The organism is Vibrio sp. VGrn 2 (assembly GCF_009361695.1).
In the GTDB taxonomy this organism is placed as follows: domain Bacteria; phylum Pseudomonadota; class Gammaproteobacteria; order Enterobacterales; family Vibrionaceae; genus Vibrio; species Vibrio diabolicus.
On the sequence record NZ_RBWD01000003.1, the window covers coordinates 80,619 to 97,788 of the forward strand.

Consider the following 17,170-nt stretch of genomic DNA (forward strand, 5'->3'; position numbering starts at 1 on the left):
GCCCTTAAACGGACCACTGCTTTTTCTTGTTTATGCGTTAAGGCTATGTTGATGGTTGTTCAACAGTTTCTGTAGTACTGTTGTCTGCCGTTGGTGCCTTACCCGTTTTACGCTTGTACTTATCTTCCCAGTAATCTGCGCCTTTAATGCCTAGCGCTACAGGGTTGAATGTAAAGTCGGTCACACCACGTTTTTGTTGTTCTTCGTAATCGTTCAATGCTTTGAGAGCTGGTTTCGACATAAAGAAGATGATCAAAATACCGACGATGTTAAGCCATGCCATTAGACCTACACCTACATCACCCATCGCCCAGGCTAAGTTGGCGGTTTTCACGGTTCCGTAGAACACGGATGAAATAATGATGACTTTCAGAATAAACATCAGCCCATTTACTTTGAATGTACGACGAATGTAAGCAATGTTCGTTTCTGCAATGTAGTAGTAAGCCAGAATGGTCGTAAACGCAAAGAAGAAGAGTGCGATTGCGATGAATGGCTTACCCACGCCAGGTAGTGCACTTTCGATCGCCATTTGCGTAAATACAGGACCATTCGCACCAATATCAGCTGGTAGGTTTTGAATTAGGAACGTACCTTCAACTGCACCATTTACGTTGTACGCGCCAGTGATAAGAATCATAAACGCGGTTGCTGAACACACAAGTAGTGTATCGATGTAAATAGAGAAAGATTGAACAAGACCTTGCTGAGCTGGGTGATCAACACTCGCTGCAGCTGCAGCGTGAGGACCAGTACCTTGACCTGCTTCGTTGGAGTAAACGCCACGTTTTACACCCCAACCGATTGCCGCACCAACACCTGCCATTGGTGTGAACGCGTCACCAATGATCATGCCGAAAATGCGTGGAACCTCACCAATGTTTAGAAGGATGATGACAAATGCAGTGATGATGTAAGCCAGCGCCATAAATGGCACAACGATTTGGGTAAAGTTCGCAATACGTTTTACGCCACCGAAGATGATGAAGGCCAGAATGACACAGACAACCGTACCAGTGAAAATTTTAGCAAAACTGAAGGTACCAATAGCGGTTTCAATCATGTCACCTGAGCCAAATGCTGCTTCTACTGCGTTACCGATGCTGTTCGATTGAACGCCAGGAAGTAGAACACCACATGCAAAGATGGTTGCGATAGCGAAGATCCAAGCGTACCATTTTTGTCCCATTGCTTTTTCAATGTAGTAAGCAGGACCACCACGGAATTCACCTTCGTCTTCTTCTTTATAGATTTGCGCAAGTGTCGACTCTGCGTATGCGGTTGCAGCGCCAAAGAAGGCAACGACCCACATCCAGAATACGGCGCCTGGTCCACCAAAACCGATAGCGGCAGCAACACCAGCAATGTTACCTGTACCTACACGGCCAGATAGTGAAACGGCAAGTGCCTGAAATGATGATATCCCTTTTGTTGAACTCTTCCCTGAAAGTAATAAGCGCCACATCTCAAAGAAGTGACGAATTTGTACAAAACGCGTCATGATTGAATAGAACAAACCTGCACCAAGGCACAGATAGATCAGTACCGGGCTCCAAATAATTCCATTCAGAAAATCAACTAATGACTGCATGAGTATTTTCCCTGTTAGTTGTGTTTGTGGTTGTTTTTCACACAATACATTACCCTTTATGTAATGCAATTGTTAACTTTTTTGGCTATAAATCCTTTGTAGCGTGATGGTGAACACAGAATGGAGAGTGATTGTTAAAATTTAGTTCTTGTTGCTTATTTGCTCCTTTGAGGTAGAAGATTTGTCTGATGATTAAATATGCAGCACATTGTCATTAAAATGTGCTGCACATTTGATGAGTTAAAAATGCCAAATAATATGCATTTTGTGGAGTAAAGGCCTGTTTGTTTTTTATGCAGATATGTCCTTATGCATAACGGCAAAGGTTAAGCTCTGTGTCATCCATCACTTTCGCTTTTTCACCAGTCATAATGCTCGCTAGTAATTGACCAGAACCACAAGCCATAGTCCAACCCAGAGTGCCGTGTCCGGTGTTAGTAAAAAGGTTATCGTATTTAGTTGCGCCAATAATCGGTGTGCCATCAGGCGTCATTGGTCTAAAGCCACTCCAAAACTCGGCTTGGTTAAAGTCGCCGCAGCGAGGGAAAAGATCACGGATGACCATTTCGATGGTATTTTTTCGTTTTTGCGGAAGGGAGGCATCAAACCCTGCTAATTCTGCGGTGCCCGCTACGCGAATTCTGTCATCAAACCGAGTCATGGCGACTTTATAGGTTTCATCCATCACAGTAGAGCGAGGAGAGAAGTGCTCATCTTCCATTGGGATGGTGAGCGAATAGCCTTTTACTGGATAGACAGGAATCTCAATGTCGATTTGCTTGAGTAGCGCTGTAGAATAGCTGCCAGAGGCAACTACATATTGGTCCGCTTTAAACTGTCCTCGGTTCGTTTGGACACCCATGATCTTTTTACCTACTGTAACCCAATTGCTTACTTCGGTATCGAACTCGAACCTGACGCCATGGGCCTTAGCGAGCTCTGTGAGTTGTTGGCAAAACTGATAGCAATCGCCTGTTTCGTCATCTGGCAGGTGCAAGCCACCAACCAGCTTATCTTTCACAAGATCCAGTCCAGGTTCTTGTTCAATGCAGCGTTCTACGTCCATCAACTCAAACCGAGTCCCGCTTTGCTCTAGAAGCTGCATATCCTTTTCAATGGCTTGCAGCTGTTGAGGCGTTCGAAATACTTGCAAGGTGCCGAACTGGCGACCTTGATATTCAATGGCATGTTCTTGACGTAATTGTTCCAGACACATGCGGCTGTGGTTAGCAATAGAAAGCATGCGAGCTTTGTTGACTTGATAGCGAGACAGGGTGCAATTGGCCACCATCTTACTTGCCCAACTGATCATATCGGCATTGAGGGTTGGCTTGATTTTGAGTGGAGCATGCTCTTCCATTAACCACTTTATGGCTTTAACAGGAACACCAGGCGCAGCCCAAGGCGAAGAATAGCCGTACGAGATCTGCCCAGCATTGGCGAAACTTGTTTCCATTGCACTGCTTGGTTGACGGTCAATAACGGTAACTTGATAGCCTGCTTGAGATAAATACCAAGCAGAGGTTAAGCCGATGACGCCGCTGCCTAATACGATGACTTCCATTGATGTACTCCACACATTTATCTGAGTGGTTAGTTTCTTTTCTTTACCTTTTGTTAACAATCGATATAAATTACATACAGCGTTTAGAAAAACTATAGGCTCAAGGATGAGAAGTAATTTAATAAGTGGCTTGTGTCTGTTTAGCCAAGTCGCGGAACACAGCAGCTTTACTGGCGCGGCTAGGTTTTTGCACCTCACTACGGGAGCCGTGAGCCAACAAATTATTCATTTGGAAGTGTTATTAGGTTTTACTTTATTTGAACGCCATTCCCGCGGTATTCGTTTAACCGCTAAAGGCACTCAGTTACACCAAGCGACGCAGTTTCACTTTTCCGAGCTGAGCAAACTGCTTGATGAGCTCAAAGTAGAAAAGCACACCAATGAGATTCGCTTAAAATTAACGCCTTCTTTTGCTTTTAAATGGTTAGTCCCAAAGCTGGAAAGTTTTCATCACGAGAACCCGGATATCCAAGTGCAAATCTTCGCGGAAGGTGCGTTAGTGAATAGTGAGATAAAAGACTATGACGTCGCGATAGACTATGGTCTTCATCCTTACCGAAATGCTAACGCGGAGTTGATTTTGGATGAGCAACTGCTGCCCGTAATGAGTCCGAAGTACCTTGAGGATCATGGTTGGCTAAAAGCGCCTTTCTATGAACAAGAATCCTTAATGTCAGTGAAGAAATGGCAGGAGGCGACGCTACTACACGATGCGATGCCATGGGAAAAAGCGACGCGTGACTATGAGTGGCTATATTGGGCGTCAGCAATGGGATTAGACTTTAAAACCGATGTTGGACACTTTTTTAATCGAACGGATATGGCGATGTCTGCGGCGGAAGCAGGAGTTGGGATTGCGATGGCACGAATGGCACTGATTGAGGATGAATTGACAACAGAGCGTTTAGTTTCTCCCTTTCAGCCGGTTCCAGCCAATGCAGGATACTACTTAATCATGAACACACGAAGCCAGTCCACAAACAAGTTTCGTACTTGGTTATTACAGCAAGTGGCGAGCAAATAGATAAAGTGCCTGGTGAGTCAGATAGAAAACACCGCCTCGATAACGGCGGTGTTTTATTTTGGATTACTGTCGTTGATAAACCGATTCACCTCTGCTGATGGTTTCTTCCACGTTGAGATCTTTTAGCGCCTTAGGTTCAATCTTCATCGGGTTGTTATCGAGGATGATTAAATCCGCATTCTTACCCACTTCGATAGAACCTTTATACGACTCCTCAAAGTGTTGGTAAGCTGGCCAAATCGTCATGGCTTGCAGTGCGGTATAAGTGTCAACACGCTGATCTGCACCCAGTATTTTATCAGTTCTGGTGGTGCGATTGACGGTCGCATCCAATACTCGGAATGAACTTGGCAGCGCCACAGGTGCGTCATGGTGTGTACTGAATTTTAACCCCGCCTTTCTCACCGCTTGAGTTGGTGAAATGAAATCGGCACGAGGATGGCCGAGTACCGAGTCCACATGCCAGTCACCCCAATAAAAAGTATGCATTGGGAATAGAGACGGAAAGATGCCTTGCGCAGCTAAGCGATCCACTTGGTCTTGGCGCATGGTTTGGCCGTGAATGAGAACAGGTCGGCGGTCTTGCTTTCCTAGCTTTTCATTTGCTTTGGTTACCGCATTGATAAATTGCTCGATCGCCGCGTCACCATTGGCATGCGTCAGCACTTGCCATTCATTTTTAAAGGCTGTTTCTACGTAATCGTAAGCTTGTTGATCTTCGAAAGTTGGGTAGCCGGCGTAGTCTTTATCTTGTCCATGTGGTGGGTGGAAGTAAGGCTGACTTAGCCATGCCGTTTTACCTTGTGGAGAGCCATCAAAGTTCAGCTTTACGCCACCGATGCGGAAATGGTTGGTGTACTCTGGCGTGTTGTATTCCGAGTCCATAAAATCACTGCTCGATACCATATCGGCGTACGCAACCAAGTCGATCATCAACTTGTCGTTTTTCGACGCGCGTTTCATCGCTTCATAACCTTCTGATGTTGCTCGTCCTTCTTGAGCCGTGGTATAGCCATATTTCGCGTACATACCTTGCGAGGCTTCTAACATGCGATCTTGAAGCTCAGAATCAATCAACTTATTGAGGTTGAACAGCATTGCAAAGTGCGCGTTTTCTTCTAGAACACCATTTGGTTCTTGGCTGTTTTCCATTCGGCGGATAATGCCACCTTTTGGATCTTCCGATTCTGATGTGATGCCTGCGAGCTCTAACGCTTTACTGTTCGCGACACTCAAATGCCCCGAAGTGTGGATGATCAATACAGGCTTATCTGTACTGACTTTATCGAGATCCGCTTTGGTAGGGTAGTAATCCAGTTGGGCGTCGTCGTAACCAAAACCTAAAATCCAACCCGTTTTCTCAATGAATAGGCGTTGCGTATTATTGTTCTCGGCATTTTTTAGAGTTTCGATGATTTTCGCTACGGTATCGGCTTCGCCATCAGGAGATGGCAGCACGTTTGCGACCATGGCTTGCAGACCAACACCATACACATGACTGTGCGGATCAACAAAGCCAGGCAACATAGTTTTGCCTTTTAAGTCGACCAACTGTGTTTTACCGAACTTGTGTTCCATCGCTCCATCTTTGCTGCCGACATAAATGATTTTCTCGCCTAATGTCGCGACGGCTTCGGCGTACTCTGGCTTATCGCTAGCCATGGTTAGGATTTCGCCACCATAATAAATTTTGTCTGCGGCGGTTACTTTTAGCGGCTCGGCGACGGCTTCTGCTTCTTTCGCTTCTTCAGAAAAACACCCCGTTAAAGCAAGCCCAGAGAGGGCAATAGGGATCCAGTTTTTGTTCATCGGTCATCTCCATACAGAGTAAGGTTTTTGCCTATTGCCCCCATCTCAATGAGTTTGAGAACTCAATAGGTCAAATTCACTTTAGTTCATATTGAAGGAGGATTATCAACAAGATTAAAGACTTTCAATCAAGCGCAAGTTATACCTATCGATGAATATCAAAAATGTTACCTTTTCCCATTTCATAAACGTTTCTGGACTTGGGCAATGTGACCCATAACGAGGTTCTGTGGTTAAAAAGTCGGCATGATAAGTCCACGATTTATCTCGATGACGCTCAAGGAAGAACATGAAAGACGAAACGCTATCCATCCATTTTGGTTACGAAACTGACCCTACCACTAAATCTGTCGCGACACCGATTTATCAAACGGTCGCGTACGAGTTTGATAACGCGCAGCACGGCGCTGATCTGTTTAACTTGGAAGTGCCGGGTAATATCTACACTCGCATCATGAATCCGACTAACGATGTTCTGGAAAAACGCATGGCGGCGTTAGAAGGCGGCATTGCTGGATTGGTCGTGAGTGCGGGGAGTGCAGCGATTAACTATGCGATTCTGACCTTAGCGCAAGCAGGCGATAACATCGTTTCTACGCCGCAACTTTATGGCGGTACTTACACCTTGTTTGCGCACATGCTGCCAAATCAAGGTATTCAAGTGAAGTTTGCCAAAGATGATAAGCCAGAAAGTTTGGCCGAGTTAATTGATGAAAATACCAAAGCGGTGTACTGCGAGAGCATTGGCAACCCAGCCGGTAATATCATTGATTTAGAACGCGTAGCGGAGCTTGCTCACGCACAAGGCGTACCTGTGATTGTGGATAACACCGTCGCGACACCAGTGCTGTGCAAACCCATCGAGTTCGGTGCGGATATCGTCGTTCACTCCCTCACTAAATACGTTGGTGGGCATGGCACCACATTGGGTGGCGTGATTGTAGATTCCGGTAAATTCCCTTGGGCGCAGCACAAAGGCCGTTTTCCCGTTTTCAACCAACCAGAACCTTCTTACCACGGAGTCGTGTATACCGAAGCGTTTGGTGAGGCAGCATTTATCGGGCGCGCGCGTACCGTACCATTGCGTAATACCGGTTCGGCATTATCACCGATGAATGCATTTATGCTTATGCAAGGGCTAGAAACGTTACCGCTGCGTATGGAACGCCATACTGAGAATGCTCTCAAAGTGGCTGAATTCTTGGAACAGCATGACAAAGTCAGCTGGGTGAGTTACGCCGGCTTGCCAAGTTCAGCACACTTCAACCTCGCCGAAAAATACATGAAAGGTAAGCCTTCTGCGATTTTGTCGTTTGGTTTAAAAGACGGTTATGAAGCCGGAGTGCGCTTTTATGACGCTCTGAAAATCTTTAAGCGTTTGGTGAATATTGGCGATGCAAAATCATTGGCTTGCCATCCAGCATCGACGACTCATCGTCAGTTGAGCGAAGCAGAACAAAAACAAGCTGGAGTGTCACCAGAGATGATTCGTTTATCTGTGGGTATTGAGCATATTGACGATATTCTAGCCGATTTAGAACAGGCACTAAACGCGTAAAACGACTCTTTTTTAGCTTTTGGTTACCTATAGGCCAGCCTTTAAAAAAGCTGGCCCGTTTTTTTTTATTGTTTAAATATCAAAATCTTTAGTGTTTTTGGGTTGTGGTATTCCAAAAGCTCATGGTGGGTGAAATTTATTCCCTTGTCGCGTTTGGGTTTGTTTCTGATGATGTGTGCAAACCTTATACATTGGAAGGGACTCAAATGTCTTACCTATTTCACCGTCATTGCCATGCCACGCTGCCAATCATCGATAAAGGTGAAGGTGTTTATCTATTCGATAAACAAGGGAAACAGTATCTCGATGCTTGTGGTGGTGCTGCGGTATCAAACCTTGGCCACAGTCATCACGCCGTTAAAAAAGCCATGTTGGAACAGATCGAGCGAGTGACGTTTGCTCATACTGGATTTTTTACTAGTGACAGCAGTGAGCGACTAGCGGAATTGATTTGTCAGTATATGTCTGAGCAGTTCAACCATGTGTATTTAGTAAGTGGCGGGTCAGAAGCGGTGGAGTCGGCACTAAAAATGGCGCGGCAGTATTTTGTGGAATCAGGTAAGCCAGAGAAGAAGCAATTCATCGCGCGTCAGCAAAGTTATCACGGCAATACGTTGGGAGCCCTGGCGGTCGGTGGTAATGAATGGCGACGTGAACCGTTCAAGCCTATCTTGCATCCGAGCCATCACATTGCCCCTTGCTATGCTTATCGGTATCAGCAGACTCATGAGTCGGAATTGGATTACTCATTGCGAACGGCGAATGAACTTGAGGCAAAAATTCTTGAGTTGGGGGCTGAGAATGTAATGGCTTTTGTCGCCGAGCCTATTGTGGGAGCCACCGCTGGAGCTGTGCCAGCGACTCAAGGTTACTTCAAACGTATTCGCGAAATATGCGACCAATACGATGTGTTATTGATCTTGGATGAAGTCATGTGTGGCGTTGGGCGAAGTGGCAGTTTTTTTGCGTTTGAGCAAGAAGAGGCAGAGCCCGATCTGGTTTGTATGGCTAAAGGGCTTGGTGCGGGTTATCAACCTATTGGCGCGGTGGTTGCGAATGATCGAGTCTATCAAGCTATTGCTGATGGAAGCGGTTTTTTCCAACACGGTCATACCTTTATGGCACACCCTGTGGCGTGCGCTGCCGCCGTGGCAACAATTGAAACCATCTTCCAAGATGACTTATTAACGGCGGTGAATCGGCAAAGTGTTTTGCTGCGTAATGAGCTTACTTCTGCATTGGCCCATTTACCGTACATTGGCGACATTCGTGGTAAAGGCTTGTTTTTTGGCATTGAGCTGGTGGCGGATAAAGAAAGCAAGGCGCCGCTGAGTAAAACCACATTGGCAGACAAACGCATCAAACATCGAGCAATGGAAAATGGCTTAATGTGCTACCCAATGGGCGGAACGATTGATGGTGTTAATGGGCACCATATTTTGCTCGCACCGCCTTTCATTGTTCAGCCTCACCATATTGATGAGCTAGTTGGCAAACTCTCACTGACGTTAAAAGAGGTGGCGGAGACATGGAAGTAGCAAACCAATATTTGCGAGAACCTATCGCTATAATCGTGGCTCCAAACGGCGCAAGAAAAACCAAGCATGATCACGCCAACTTACCTATGACAACAGACGAACTGGTTGCAGAGGCTACCGCTTGTCAAACAGCAGGGGCTGCCATGATCCATTTGCATGCTAGGGACGCTAACGGACGTCATTCACTAGACATCGACGACAACATGGCAATTTACCATGCCGTGAAAGAAGCGGTGGGAGAAAACATGATGGTTCAGCTCACCACAGAGGCGGTGGGTTTATATTCTCCGTCACAACAGATGGCGTTAGTTAAAGCTGTGAAACCAGAAGCGGCTTCTTTCGCATTGAGGGAGTTAATCCCCGATCGCGCAAGTGAGAAAGAAGGGAATGCCTTTTTCCATTGGTTGGCAGAGAACAGCATCGTGATCCAAATTATTCTCTACGATACAACCGACATTGAACGTTATTTTCAACTGCGTGATACGGGCGTGTTACCTAAAACGCATCAGCATGCATTAGTGGTGTTAGGGCGTTATCACCAAGCTCAGCAGTCTTCACCATGGGATTTACGAGGTTTGAATTTGGCGCGTTTTGTCGAGGAAGAAATTCGATGTGCCATTTGTGCTTTTGGCGCGCGAGAGCAAGACTGTTTAGCGAGTGCGATGTTACTTGGGTTTGATGTGAGAGTTGGTTTTGAGAACAATCACTTTGATACGACAGGCGAATTAGCAATCAGTAACGCGGCTCTGGTGGAGGCTCTACGCGATGTGGCGCATCGCTTCGCGATTCCTTTACACAGTGCGCAAAATTTGCGTTCAGTTTTAAAGTGAATCTGTTTGAAGCAAGGAAAATAAAGAAGAACGGAAAGCAAAAAGGCTCCATCGGAGCCTTTTCGGTATTTGTCGCTAGTTCTCAGTTTGCACTACAGGTTGACGTGCGGGATGTTTGATAAACACCGCAACAACAGCAGCTATCGCTAATGCAAAGCAGTAGTAAGAATTAGCAACCACTTCAATTGGCGATAGGTTGAATACGGAACCTAGCAGCAACACTTGAGCGCCGTAAGGCAACACGCCTTGCACCACGCATGAGAAAATGTCTAACAAGCTTGCTGAGCGGCGAGGAGAGACATTATTCTCTTCCGCCAGTTGGCGAGCAACGCTGCCCGATACAATGATGGCTACGGTGTTGTTTGCCGTACAGCCATTGACCATCGACACCAAGCCTGCGATACCTAGCTCACTCGCGCGGCTGTTGGCATGCTTAGAGTGGCTAGAGCCAAACGCGTGGATAAGGCTGCTAACGAAATTGGTTAGGAAAGCAAGGCCGCCTTGACGACGCATCAGTTCACTCAAACCACCAATTAGCATGGATAACAAGAAGATCTCTTGCATGTTACCAAAGCCTTTATAAACGTCTTGGGCTAGATTAGTCAGTCCGTAATTGTCAATCGATGCCAAGCTCACGCCGCCAGCCAAAAGGATACCAATCGACAGAACCACAAACACATTCACACCAGATACCGCTAGGATCAAAATAGTGATGTACGGCAAGACTTTTAGCCACTCAATATCGCCAGTTGCAGGCACTTGAGTCGCTGTACTGTTGAAAGCGAACACTGCAATCGCGATCAACGCCGCAGGCAAAGCAATACGAATGTTCTCTTTAAACTTGTCTTTCATCTCACAACCTTGAGAGCGTGTCGCCGCGATCGTGGTGTCAGAGATGATAGAAAGGTTGTCACCAAACATAGCGCCGCTCAGCACAACGCCTGCGGTTAACGGTAAGCTCATCCCGGCTGATTCAGCAATGCCTAACGCTACGGGTGCAACGGCTGCGATGGTACCCATCGAAGTGCCCATTGCTGTTGCGATAAAAGCAGAAATCAGAAAAATGCCCGGTAAAATCATACTGGTTGGAATTGCGGATAAACCAAGGTTCACCGTTGCATCAACACCGCCAGAGGCTTTTGCTACCGCAGCAAAGGCACCAGCAAGCAGATAGATCATACACATTGCGATGATGTCTGGGTGGCCAACACCACGCATGAAGTGTTCGATTGAGCGGTTAAGTTTCTCTTTACTTAAAAGAAACGCAATGATGATGGCTGGTAATACCGCGATGGGTGCAGGCAGCTGGTAGAAGGCAAATTCAACGCCTTGCAAAGATAAGTAAGTGCCTACGCCAATAAACAGCGCAAGGAATACAATCAATGGGATCAGTGCGACCGCAGAAGGTGCAACTGTTTTAGTTGTTTGTTGGGAACCGGACATGTAAACGACAATGTTAATAATAAGAGAGAAGAGCAGACTAATATCACATTTACGCATTGTCAACGTCTAGACGTCTAAATGGCTGTTTAATTTTTGCACGTAAAGAAAAAGATAAAAGCTCGTATTACGTATCTCACTGATACCACGAGCTTTAGTTATGCGCCAATGAAGAGGCTGTCGTTATTGCATTGATTTGGCTTTTTTGCGTTTAACAATACCTAAAACCATCCACGTAAATAAGACAGCAGCAAATGCCCATACCAGATATTTGTATTCGGTGTACAGGTTGCTCAACACGCTTAAATGTTCAAATGCAAAGTGAGTTAACAAGCTGAATACCAATACCCAAACCGTCGCCGCGAGGGCGTTACCGAACAAAAACTCTCTACGTGGCATTTTCGCGATACCGCACGCAAGAGGCATAAATTGCTTCATTCCTTCAATAAAGCGACTGACGACCAAGCACGTAGGGCCGTATTTCTGGATAGTCAGTTGAAGTGTTTGCATCTTCGGGCCAGAGATATAGCCTTTTTTATCCAACCAGCCTTCAAAGTAATACCCGATTAGGTAACCACAGGTATTCCCAAAAAAGCAGCTTAGCCACGATACCATCATAACCATACTTAGGTTCATGACTTGTTCTGAAGAGAGCAAAGATGCCGCGATCATCAGCGATTGACCAGGCATCGGTACACCTATCCCTTCTAGAAATATACTGACAATCAGCGCCAAGTAGCCGTATTGCTCGAGCAAAGGCTTCATTGACATGAGAAGTTCGTTAATGTGTTCCAAAAGCTTTCCCCTAATAAAAGCGGAACGAAGTTGGAGTGATACTCCGAATGTCCTACTGGGTCAATTCTTGTTTCTCACCGCTGAGAAAAACTGACATGCCTCTGATTATTGTGCGGAATCAATCTGCTGCTTGTTTTATTCGCCGCCACGCTCCCGTGTGGCGGCGAATAAGGCACACCATTATGACTCTTTAGCTTTAGTAAATGCGCCATACAAATCAAGGCGTCGGTGACGTAAGTTGGTTACTGAACCCTCGGTATTAAGTTGCTTCAACTTAGTCAAATCAACATCGGCGAAGATCATCATTTCGGTGTTGGCGCTTGCTTCTGTCAAGGTCGCATCGTGCGGGAAGTAGATATCCGACGGTGAGAATACGGCAGATTGCGCGTACTGGATGTCCACGTTATCAACACGAGGTAAGTTACCAACACTGCCACCAATTGCAACATAGCATTCGTTTTCAATGGCACGCGATTGGGAACAAATTCGTACTCGTTGGTAGCCATTTTTTGTGTCCGTCCAGAAAGGAACGAATACAATTTGTGCGCCTTGTTCTGCTAACATTCTTCCCAATTCAGGGAATTCGCTGTCATAACAAATAAGTATGCCGACTTTGCCCGCATCGGTTTCGAACACTTGAACATTGTCACCACCGTCGATCACCCAGTCTCTTTGTTCATGAGGTGTGATGTGGATTTTATATTGAGCGTTAATTTCACCATCTCGTTGCAGCAAGTAGGCCACATTATACAGTTTGCCATCTTCGATAACGGGCATACTGCCCGCAATAATGTTGATGTTGTAGGTGACCGCCATCTGCGAGAAACGGTTTTTGATCTCTTCTGTAAAGCTAGCCAAAAAGCGGATTGCTTCAACGGAATTTTTGTCGTTTTGCAAGCCCATCAGCGGTGCGTTAAAGAACTCAGGGAATAGGGCGAAATCGGCTTTATAGTTCGCAAGAGAAGAGATGAAGAACTCAGCTTGATCGAGCAAATCCTCCAGGTCATTCATCGCGCGCATTTGCCACTGGACGACACCAATCCGAATCAGCGTTTTTTCTACATCGTGTACGGATTGAATATCCTCTTCGTAGAAAAAGTTATCCCACTCCAGCAGTGTCGCGTAACCTTTAGAAGCGCTATCCTCTGGTAAGTAGCCGCGCATGATTCGTTTTACATCGAAGTCGTTAGCAAGCTGAAAAGACAAAATAGGGTCATGAAGCTCACGGCGTTTTACTTTGTCGATGTACTCTGCAACGCTCAGTTCATCTGCGTATTGGTGGTAATTAGGAATGCGACCACCGGCTAAAATGGCTTTGAAGTTCTTACTACGGCAAAGCTCTTTACGTGCATCATATAAACGTCGACCTAAACGTAGCCCTCGATAGTCTGGGTGGACAAATACATCGAGACCATACATTGCATCACCGGTTACTTGATTCTGTATGACGTTGTTTTCGGTAATGATGTCGGTATACAGGTGAGGAAGAGAAAAGCGGTTGTAGTCCACTTTAATGGTTAATGCTGCACCGACTATTTTGCCGTTATCCTCAATACAGATTTGGCCATCAGGAAACTGATGAATGAGATCCATAATCGTCAGCCGTGGCCATGAGCCGCCAACATCAGGAAACACTAAGTCCATTAGTTCTGCAAGCTCAGGGTAATCCGTTGGCTCAATGGTACGTAATGAGAGTTTGGGCGAATTGCTGTCCATATCTTTCAATCCATTTATCCTTTTGAAACAGTGTTAATGAGAATGCCACAATTTGGAGCAGACAGATACTGAAGTCTTTGAGTTGTTTTGGGTTACCAAAAGCATTTCAAGAAAACAATATTAGCTTAGTTTGCTCTTCAACCATTCGTAAAACGCCGCCACTTTCTTAGCCGATAGGCGATAATTCGGGATCATCACGTAATAACCATAACCACTCTGTAAAGATAGGTTAAGAATACGTTGGATATCCCCTCTTAAAATAGTATTCTGCGCCATAAAATCAGGAAGTAAGGCGAGTCCTTTTCCCATTTTGACGGCTTCGTAAGCTAGGTAAAAATGTTCAAAGCCTACAGAGTGATAGGTAACGGTTGATTCTACTGCATGTGCCGCCTTAAATTGCTCCCACAACTGAGGACGAGTGATTTGAGGTATCAGCGGATAGTCGCTAACAGCGTGCACATTCTTGAGTGCAGGAGCGTTAGTACAACCGACCAATAGTAGTATTTCTTCGCATAGTAAGTGGCTGTATTCATAATGCGTGGACAATGGAAGACAACGAATATGCAAGTCGCTTTCACCGCTTGAACCTTTGACGTTCCCATCTCCGGTACAGATTCTTACACGGATATTGGGATGTCGCTGGTGGAAGTCATCAATATGAGGCACCAACCAAAGGCTAGCGAAAGAAGGAGTAACATCCACGGTGAGCAATTCTTGCTTTGAATCTGATTGGATTAAGTTAGCGGTTGCATTCTGAATAAGTTCTAGTGCTTCTGTGACTTGCGGTAGGTAGCGTTTTCCTTCCTCAGTTAACTCAATACCATTCGAGCCTCTTTGTATTAAAGGTAAGCCCACTAGTTGTTCAAGCGCGGCGATTTGTTTGCTTACTGCGCTTTGTGTAATGCATAGGGCATCCGCCGCTTTAGAGAAGCTGAGGTAATTTGCAACCGCGACAAACGTCCTCAATGCTCGGATAGAAGGGTACTCACTGCCTTTTAACATACTTCAGTCCCATGGAGATAGCCTCTTCACAGAGTAGGAGATTTACCTATTGAAGCAAAGAGAGAAAAAGCCGATGTGTGATTACCTTCCTTACTCGTTCATAAAGAATCCAGACCAAAAATTAAGAATCCTAAATATAATGGGTATGTAAATAATTGATGATTGGGGTTTGTTTATTGATTTCTCCTATCTTTTGAAAAAACTACAAATAAAATAGAATGTTTTACATCATTAGTATTTACACAAATCTAATATTGTTTTCTCAAGGTAAATAAAACGGTATAACTTTTAGTTTTGTTGTTCTAATTTCAAAATAATGTCAATTTTTTATAAAGTAGAAAATGTTTTTCATTAAATTAAAATTGGCATTGCATTTGCTTTATATAATTCGAACTTTCAATGGCACTTATATTAGGAGAACGAAATGAAAAGCAATGTTGTTACTTTGATTGGCCTTTTTTCTTTAGCAACGTTTAGTACTTTATCTCACGCAGCGGACTCCAAAGATCATGGTGTTTATGTCGGCGCCAATTATGGTTACTTAAAAGTTGATGGACAAGATGACTTTGATGATGACAGTGATGCTATTCAAGGTTTGGTTGGTTACCGTTTTAACCCTTACTTAGCGTTAGAGGGCGGTTACATTGATTTTGGTAGCTATGGTAATAACTTAGCAAATGCCGAAACGGACGGTTACACCGCAGCACTAAAAGTTACAGCCCCTATTGCTGATCGTGTCGATCTTTACGCAAAAGGCGGTCAAATGTGGTACTCGACGGATTACAACGTTGCGGGCTTCCAAGGCAACAAAGATGACGAAGGTGTATTCGCTGGTGCCGGTGTTGGTTTTAAAGTTACTGATAACTTCTTAGTTAACGCAGAATATATGTGGTACGACGTAGAACTTAATGCAGAGAACGTAGCGAATGGTGCAAACACAAAAACTGATTTTAACCAAGCATCGCTAGGTGTGGAATATCGTTTCTAATATTGTTAACCATGTTTAACCCAAATAAAAATGCGAAGCTAAATGGCTTCGCATTTTTATTTTTTAAGAGATTTAATTATCTGCATAAAATTACTAATGAATAAAATATTTATAAAGTTGGAAGTGTTGATTATTAGAGATCATCTGCTTATTTTCTATAGGCTATAAAAGAAGCCGTGCACTAATAGCAAGTAACATCGTAAAAGTAGATCGTGTACTGTTGCAACATAAGTACGGATAGCAGATACAAAAAAGGCCACCCGAAGGTGGCCTTTCCCAAACGTTTGGTGGAGCTGGCGGGAGTTGAACCCGCGTCCGAAAACCGTTCATCATTGGTACTACATGCTTAGTCGATCTTTAATTTCGCCACCCACCTGCGAACCGACACGCTAATGAATGACTAGCCTGAATTAAAATTCGCCGTTCATCTCTCAGGCGGGAGAATCCGGGCTAGCGCGTTTGGGTTTGATCCCTCGTTATTCCCCGTCTTACGTGCGGAAGCTAGGGCGAGAGAGCTCTGAGCAGGTTATTAAGCTGCTAGTGCGTAGTTTTCGTCGTTTGCGACTATTTTTTTGCGGTTTGTTAACGAGGCCTACCGCACCTCGGCATGCACCTCAGACTTCTGAATTCCCGTCGAATCCTAAATCAGCCCCAGGTAATATTCGCATAGTAACAGAAAAGCATTGGCTGTCCAGTACTATGCGTTTAAGTGGTCAAGATTAACGCAGTGTACTCTTCATTACGCGTGCTTTCTCTCTTGCCCAGTCTTTTTCTTTTAAATCCGTACGTTTATCGTGCAGCTTTTTACCTTTTGCTACGCCAATTTTTAGTTTCACCCAAGAGCGAGACCAGTACAGAGAGAGCGCCGTTAATGTCATACCTTCACGGTTCACACGTCCGAATAGGTTGTCTAGTTCACGACGACTCATTAGTAGTTTACGCACACGTGTAGGGTTCGCCACAACGTGTGTCGATGCCTGATTTAAAGGAGTGATTGTCATGCCACTCACAAAGGCTTCACCGTCACGCATAAATACGTAACTTTCAGAAATATTGGCTTTACCTTGGCGAAGGGCTTTCACTTCCCAACCTTGGAGCTCCAAGCCAGCTTCGATTTCATCATCGATGAAATACTCGTGGCGAGCTTTTTTATTCAGCGCGATAGTATTGCTACCCGCTTTTTGTTTCGTTTTTTTCTTTGCCATAATAGCGACATTATACGGGTTGGATATCGGATAGGAAATCCTTTTATTTGCGCAATCGTGGAATAAAAGTAAAATTGGCAGGAGCTTTAAATCTGTACATGTATCGATAG

At 45.0% G+C, this 17,170-nt stretch carries 13 protein-coding genes and 1 other RNA gene; 5 read left to right on the top strand and 9 right to left on the bottom strand.

From position 1 onward, the window contains the following. Nucleotides 1–43: 43 nt before the first annotated feature. Entirely contained in the window at nt 44–1,591 is a 1,548-nt protein-coding gene (locus D8S93_RS06830; protein WP_012842106.1) for an alanine/glycine:cation symporter family protein, read from the bottom strand. 307 nt (nt 1,592–1,898) lie between these two features. Further along, a complete protein-coding gene (locus tag D8S93_RS06835; RefSeq protein ID WP_152812595.1) occupies nt 1,899–3,155 on the bottom strand; it encodes a D-amino acid dehydrogenase in 1,257 nt (418 codons plus the stop codon). 106 nt (nt 3,156–3,261) lie between these two features. On the opposite strand from D8S93_RS06835, the gene D8S93_RS06840 reads away from it, so the two are divergent. Beyond that, nucleotides 3,262–4,179, top strand: coding sequence for a LysR substrate-binding domain-containing protein (locus tag D8S93_RS06840; protein WP_152812597.1), 918 nt, complete (start codon nt 3,262–3,264; stop codon nt 4,177–4,179). A 63-nt stretch (nt 4,180–4,242) separates the two neighbouring features. Here D8S93_RS06840 and D8S93_RS06850 read toward each other — a convergent pair whose 3' ends face one another. Then, a complete protein-coding gene (locus D8S93_RS06850) occupies nt 4,243–5,988 on the bottom strand; it encodes an amidohydrolase (protein WP_152812599.1) in 1,746 nt (581 codons plus the stop codon). Between the two features lie 289 nt (nt 5,989–6,277). On the opposite strand from D8S93_RS06850, the gene D8S93_RS06860 reads away from it, so the two are divergent. The 3 genes from D8S93_RS06860 (at nt 6,278) to D8S93_RS06870 (ending at nt 9,914) form a co-directional block, all read left to right on the top strand. Next, the gene (locus D8S93_RS06860) at nt 6,278–7,546 is read left to right on the top strand and encodes an O-acetylhomoserine aminocarboxypropyltransferase/cysteine synthase family protein (protein WP_005496305.1); all 1,269 of its coding nucleotides are present in this window, start codon (nt 6,278–6,280) and stop codon (nt 7,544–7,546) included. Nucleotides 7,547–7,752: 206 nt separating this feature from the next. Continuing rightward, nucleotides 7,753–9,084, top strand: coding sequence for an aspartate aminotransferase family protein (locus D8S93_RS06865; protein WP_152812601.1), 1,332 nt, complete (start codon nt 7,753–7,755; stop codon nt 9,082–9,084). Further along, nucleotides 9,075–9,914: a 3-keto-5-aminohexanoate cleavage protein gene (locus D8S93_RS06870; RefSeq protein ID WP_152812603.1), complete on the top strand. Its 840-nt coding sequence runs from the start codon at nt 9,075–9,077 to the stop codon at nt 9,912–9,914. The genes D8S93_RS06865 and D8S93_RS06870 overlap by 10 nt, the downstream gene beginning before the upstream one ends. A gap of 75 nt (nt 9,915–9,989) precedes the next feature. On the opposite strand, the gene D8S93_RS06875 is transcribed toward D8S93_RS06870, so the two are convergent. The 4 genes from D8S93_RS06875 to D8S93_RS06890 all read right to left on the bottom strand — a co-directional run bounded on the left by D8S93_RS06875 (nt 9,990) and on the right by D8S93_RS06890 (nt 14,867). Continuing rightward, a complete protein-coding gene (locus D8S93_RS06875; protein ID WP_186437868.1) occupies nt 9,990–11,357 on the bottom strand; it encodes a Na+/H+ antiporter NhaC family protein in 1,368 nt (455 codons plus the stop codon). A 180-nt stretch (nt 11,358–11,537) separates the two neighbouring features. Continuing rightward, nucleotides 11,538–12,125 carry a DedA family protein gene (locus D8S93_RS06880; protein WP_193621589.1) on the bottom strand — a complete coding sequence of 196 codons (588 nt, stop codon included), beginning with the start codon at nt 12,123–12,125 and terminating at the stop codon, nt 11,538–11,540. A 204-nt stretch (nt 12,126–12,329) separates the two neighbouring features. Next, on the bottom strand, nt 12,330–13,865 hold the full coding sequence (locus D8S93_RS06885; protein ID WP_005391488.1) for a bifunctional GNAT family N-acetyltransferase/carbon-nitrogen hydrolase family protein: 1,536 nt from the start codon (nt 13,863–13,865) through the stop codon (nt 12,330–12,332). Between the two features lie 120 nt (nt 13,866–13,985). Further along, complete coding sequence (locus D8S93_RS06890; RefSeq protein ID WP_152812607.1) at nt 13,986–14,867, bottom strand: LysR family transcriptional regulator; 882 nt, start codon at nt 14,865–14,867, stop codon at nt 13,986–13,988. Between the two features lie 424 nt (nt 14,868–15,291). On the opposite strand from D8S93_RS06890, the gene D8S93_RS06895 reads away from it, so the two are divergent. After that, nucleotides 15,292–15,855 carry a porin family protein gene (locus tag D8S93_RS06895; protein ID WP_005391484.1) on the top strand — a complete coding sequence of 188 codons (564 nt, stop codon included), beginning with the start codon at nt 15,292–15,294 and terminating at the stop codon, nt 15,853–15,855. 285 nt (nt 15,856–16,140) lie between these two features. Here the strand turns inward: D8S93_RS06895 and ssrA are convergent. Further along, nucleotides 16,141–16,508: a transfer-messenger RNA gene (gene ssrA / locus D8S93_RS06900) on the bottom strand. 66 nt (nt 16,509–16,574) lie between these two features. Beyond that, nucleotides 16,575–17,060 (bottom strand): SsrA-binding protein SmpB, encoded by a 486-nt coding sequence (gene smpB / locus D8S93_RS06905; protein ID WP_005391476.1) that lies wholly within the window; start codon nt 17,058–17,060, stop codon nt 16,575–16,577. Between the last annotated feature and the right edge of the window lie 110 nt (nt 17,061–17,170).

Excerpts from the sequence above, each read along its gene's own strand:
- D8S93_RS06870 (WP_152812603.1), top strand. The coding sequence starts at position 9,075 with ATGGAAGTAGCAAACCAATATTTGCGAGAACCTATCGCTATAATCGTG.
- smpB (WP_005391476.1), bottom strand. The coding sequence starts at position 17,060 with ATGGCAAAGAAAAAAACGAAACAAAAAGCGGGTAGCAATACTATCGCG.
- D8S93_RS06875 (WP_186437868.1), bottom strand. The coding sequence starts at position 11,357 with ATGTCCGGTTCCCAACAAACAACTAAAACAGTTGCACCTTCTGCGGTC.
- D8S93_RS06885 (WP_005391488.1), bottom strand. The coding sequence starts at position 13,865 with ATGGACAGCAATTCGCCCAAACTCTCATTACGTACCATTGAGCCAACG.
- D8S93_RS06890 (WP_152812607.1), bottom strand. The coding sequence starts at position 14,867 with ATGTTAAAAGGCAGTGAGTACCCTTCTATCCGAGCATTGAGGACGTTT.
- D8S93_RS06895 (WP_005391484.1), top strand. The coding sequence starts at position 15,292 with ATGAAAAGCAATGTTGTTACTTTGATTGGCCTTTTTTCTTTAGCAACG.
- D8S93_RS06850 (WP_152812599.1), bottom strand. The coding sequence starts at position 5,988 with ATGAACAAAAACTGGATCCCTATTGCCCTCTCTGGGCTTGCTTTAACG.
- D8S93_RS06865 (WP_152812601.1), top strand. The coding sequence starts at position 7,753 with ATGTCTTACCTATTTCACCGTCATTGCCATGCCACGCTGCCAATCATC.
- D8S93_RS06835 (WP_152812595.1), bottom strand. The coding sequence starts at position 3,155 with ATGGAAGTCATCGTATTAGGCAGCGGCGTCATCGGCTTAACCTCTGCT.
- D8S93_RS06830 (WP_012842106.1), bottom strand. The coding sequence starts at position 1,591 with ATGCAGTCATTAGTTGATTTTCTGAATGGAATTATTTGGAGCCCGGTA.
- D8S93_RS06840 (WP_152812597.1), top strand. The coding sequence starts at position 3,262 with ATGAGAAGTAATTTAATAAGTGGCTTGTGTCTGTTTAGCCAAGTCGCG.
- D8S93_RS06880 (WP_193621589.1), bottom strand. The coding sequence starts at position 12,125 with ATGTCAATGAAGCCTTTGCTCGAGCAATACGGCTACTTGGCGCTGATT.
- D8S93_RS06860 (WP_005496305.1), top strand. The coding sequence starts at position 6,278 with ATGAAAGACGAAACGCTATCCATCCATTTTGGTTACGAAACTGACCCT.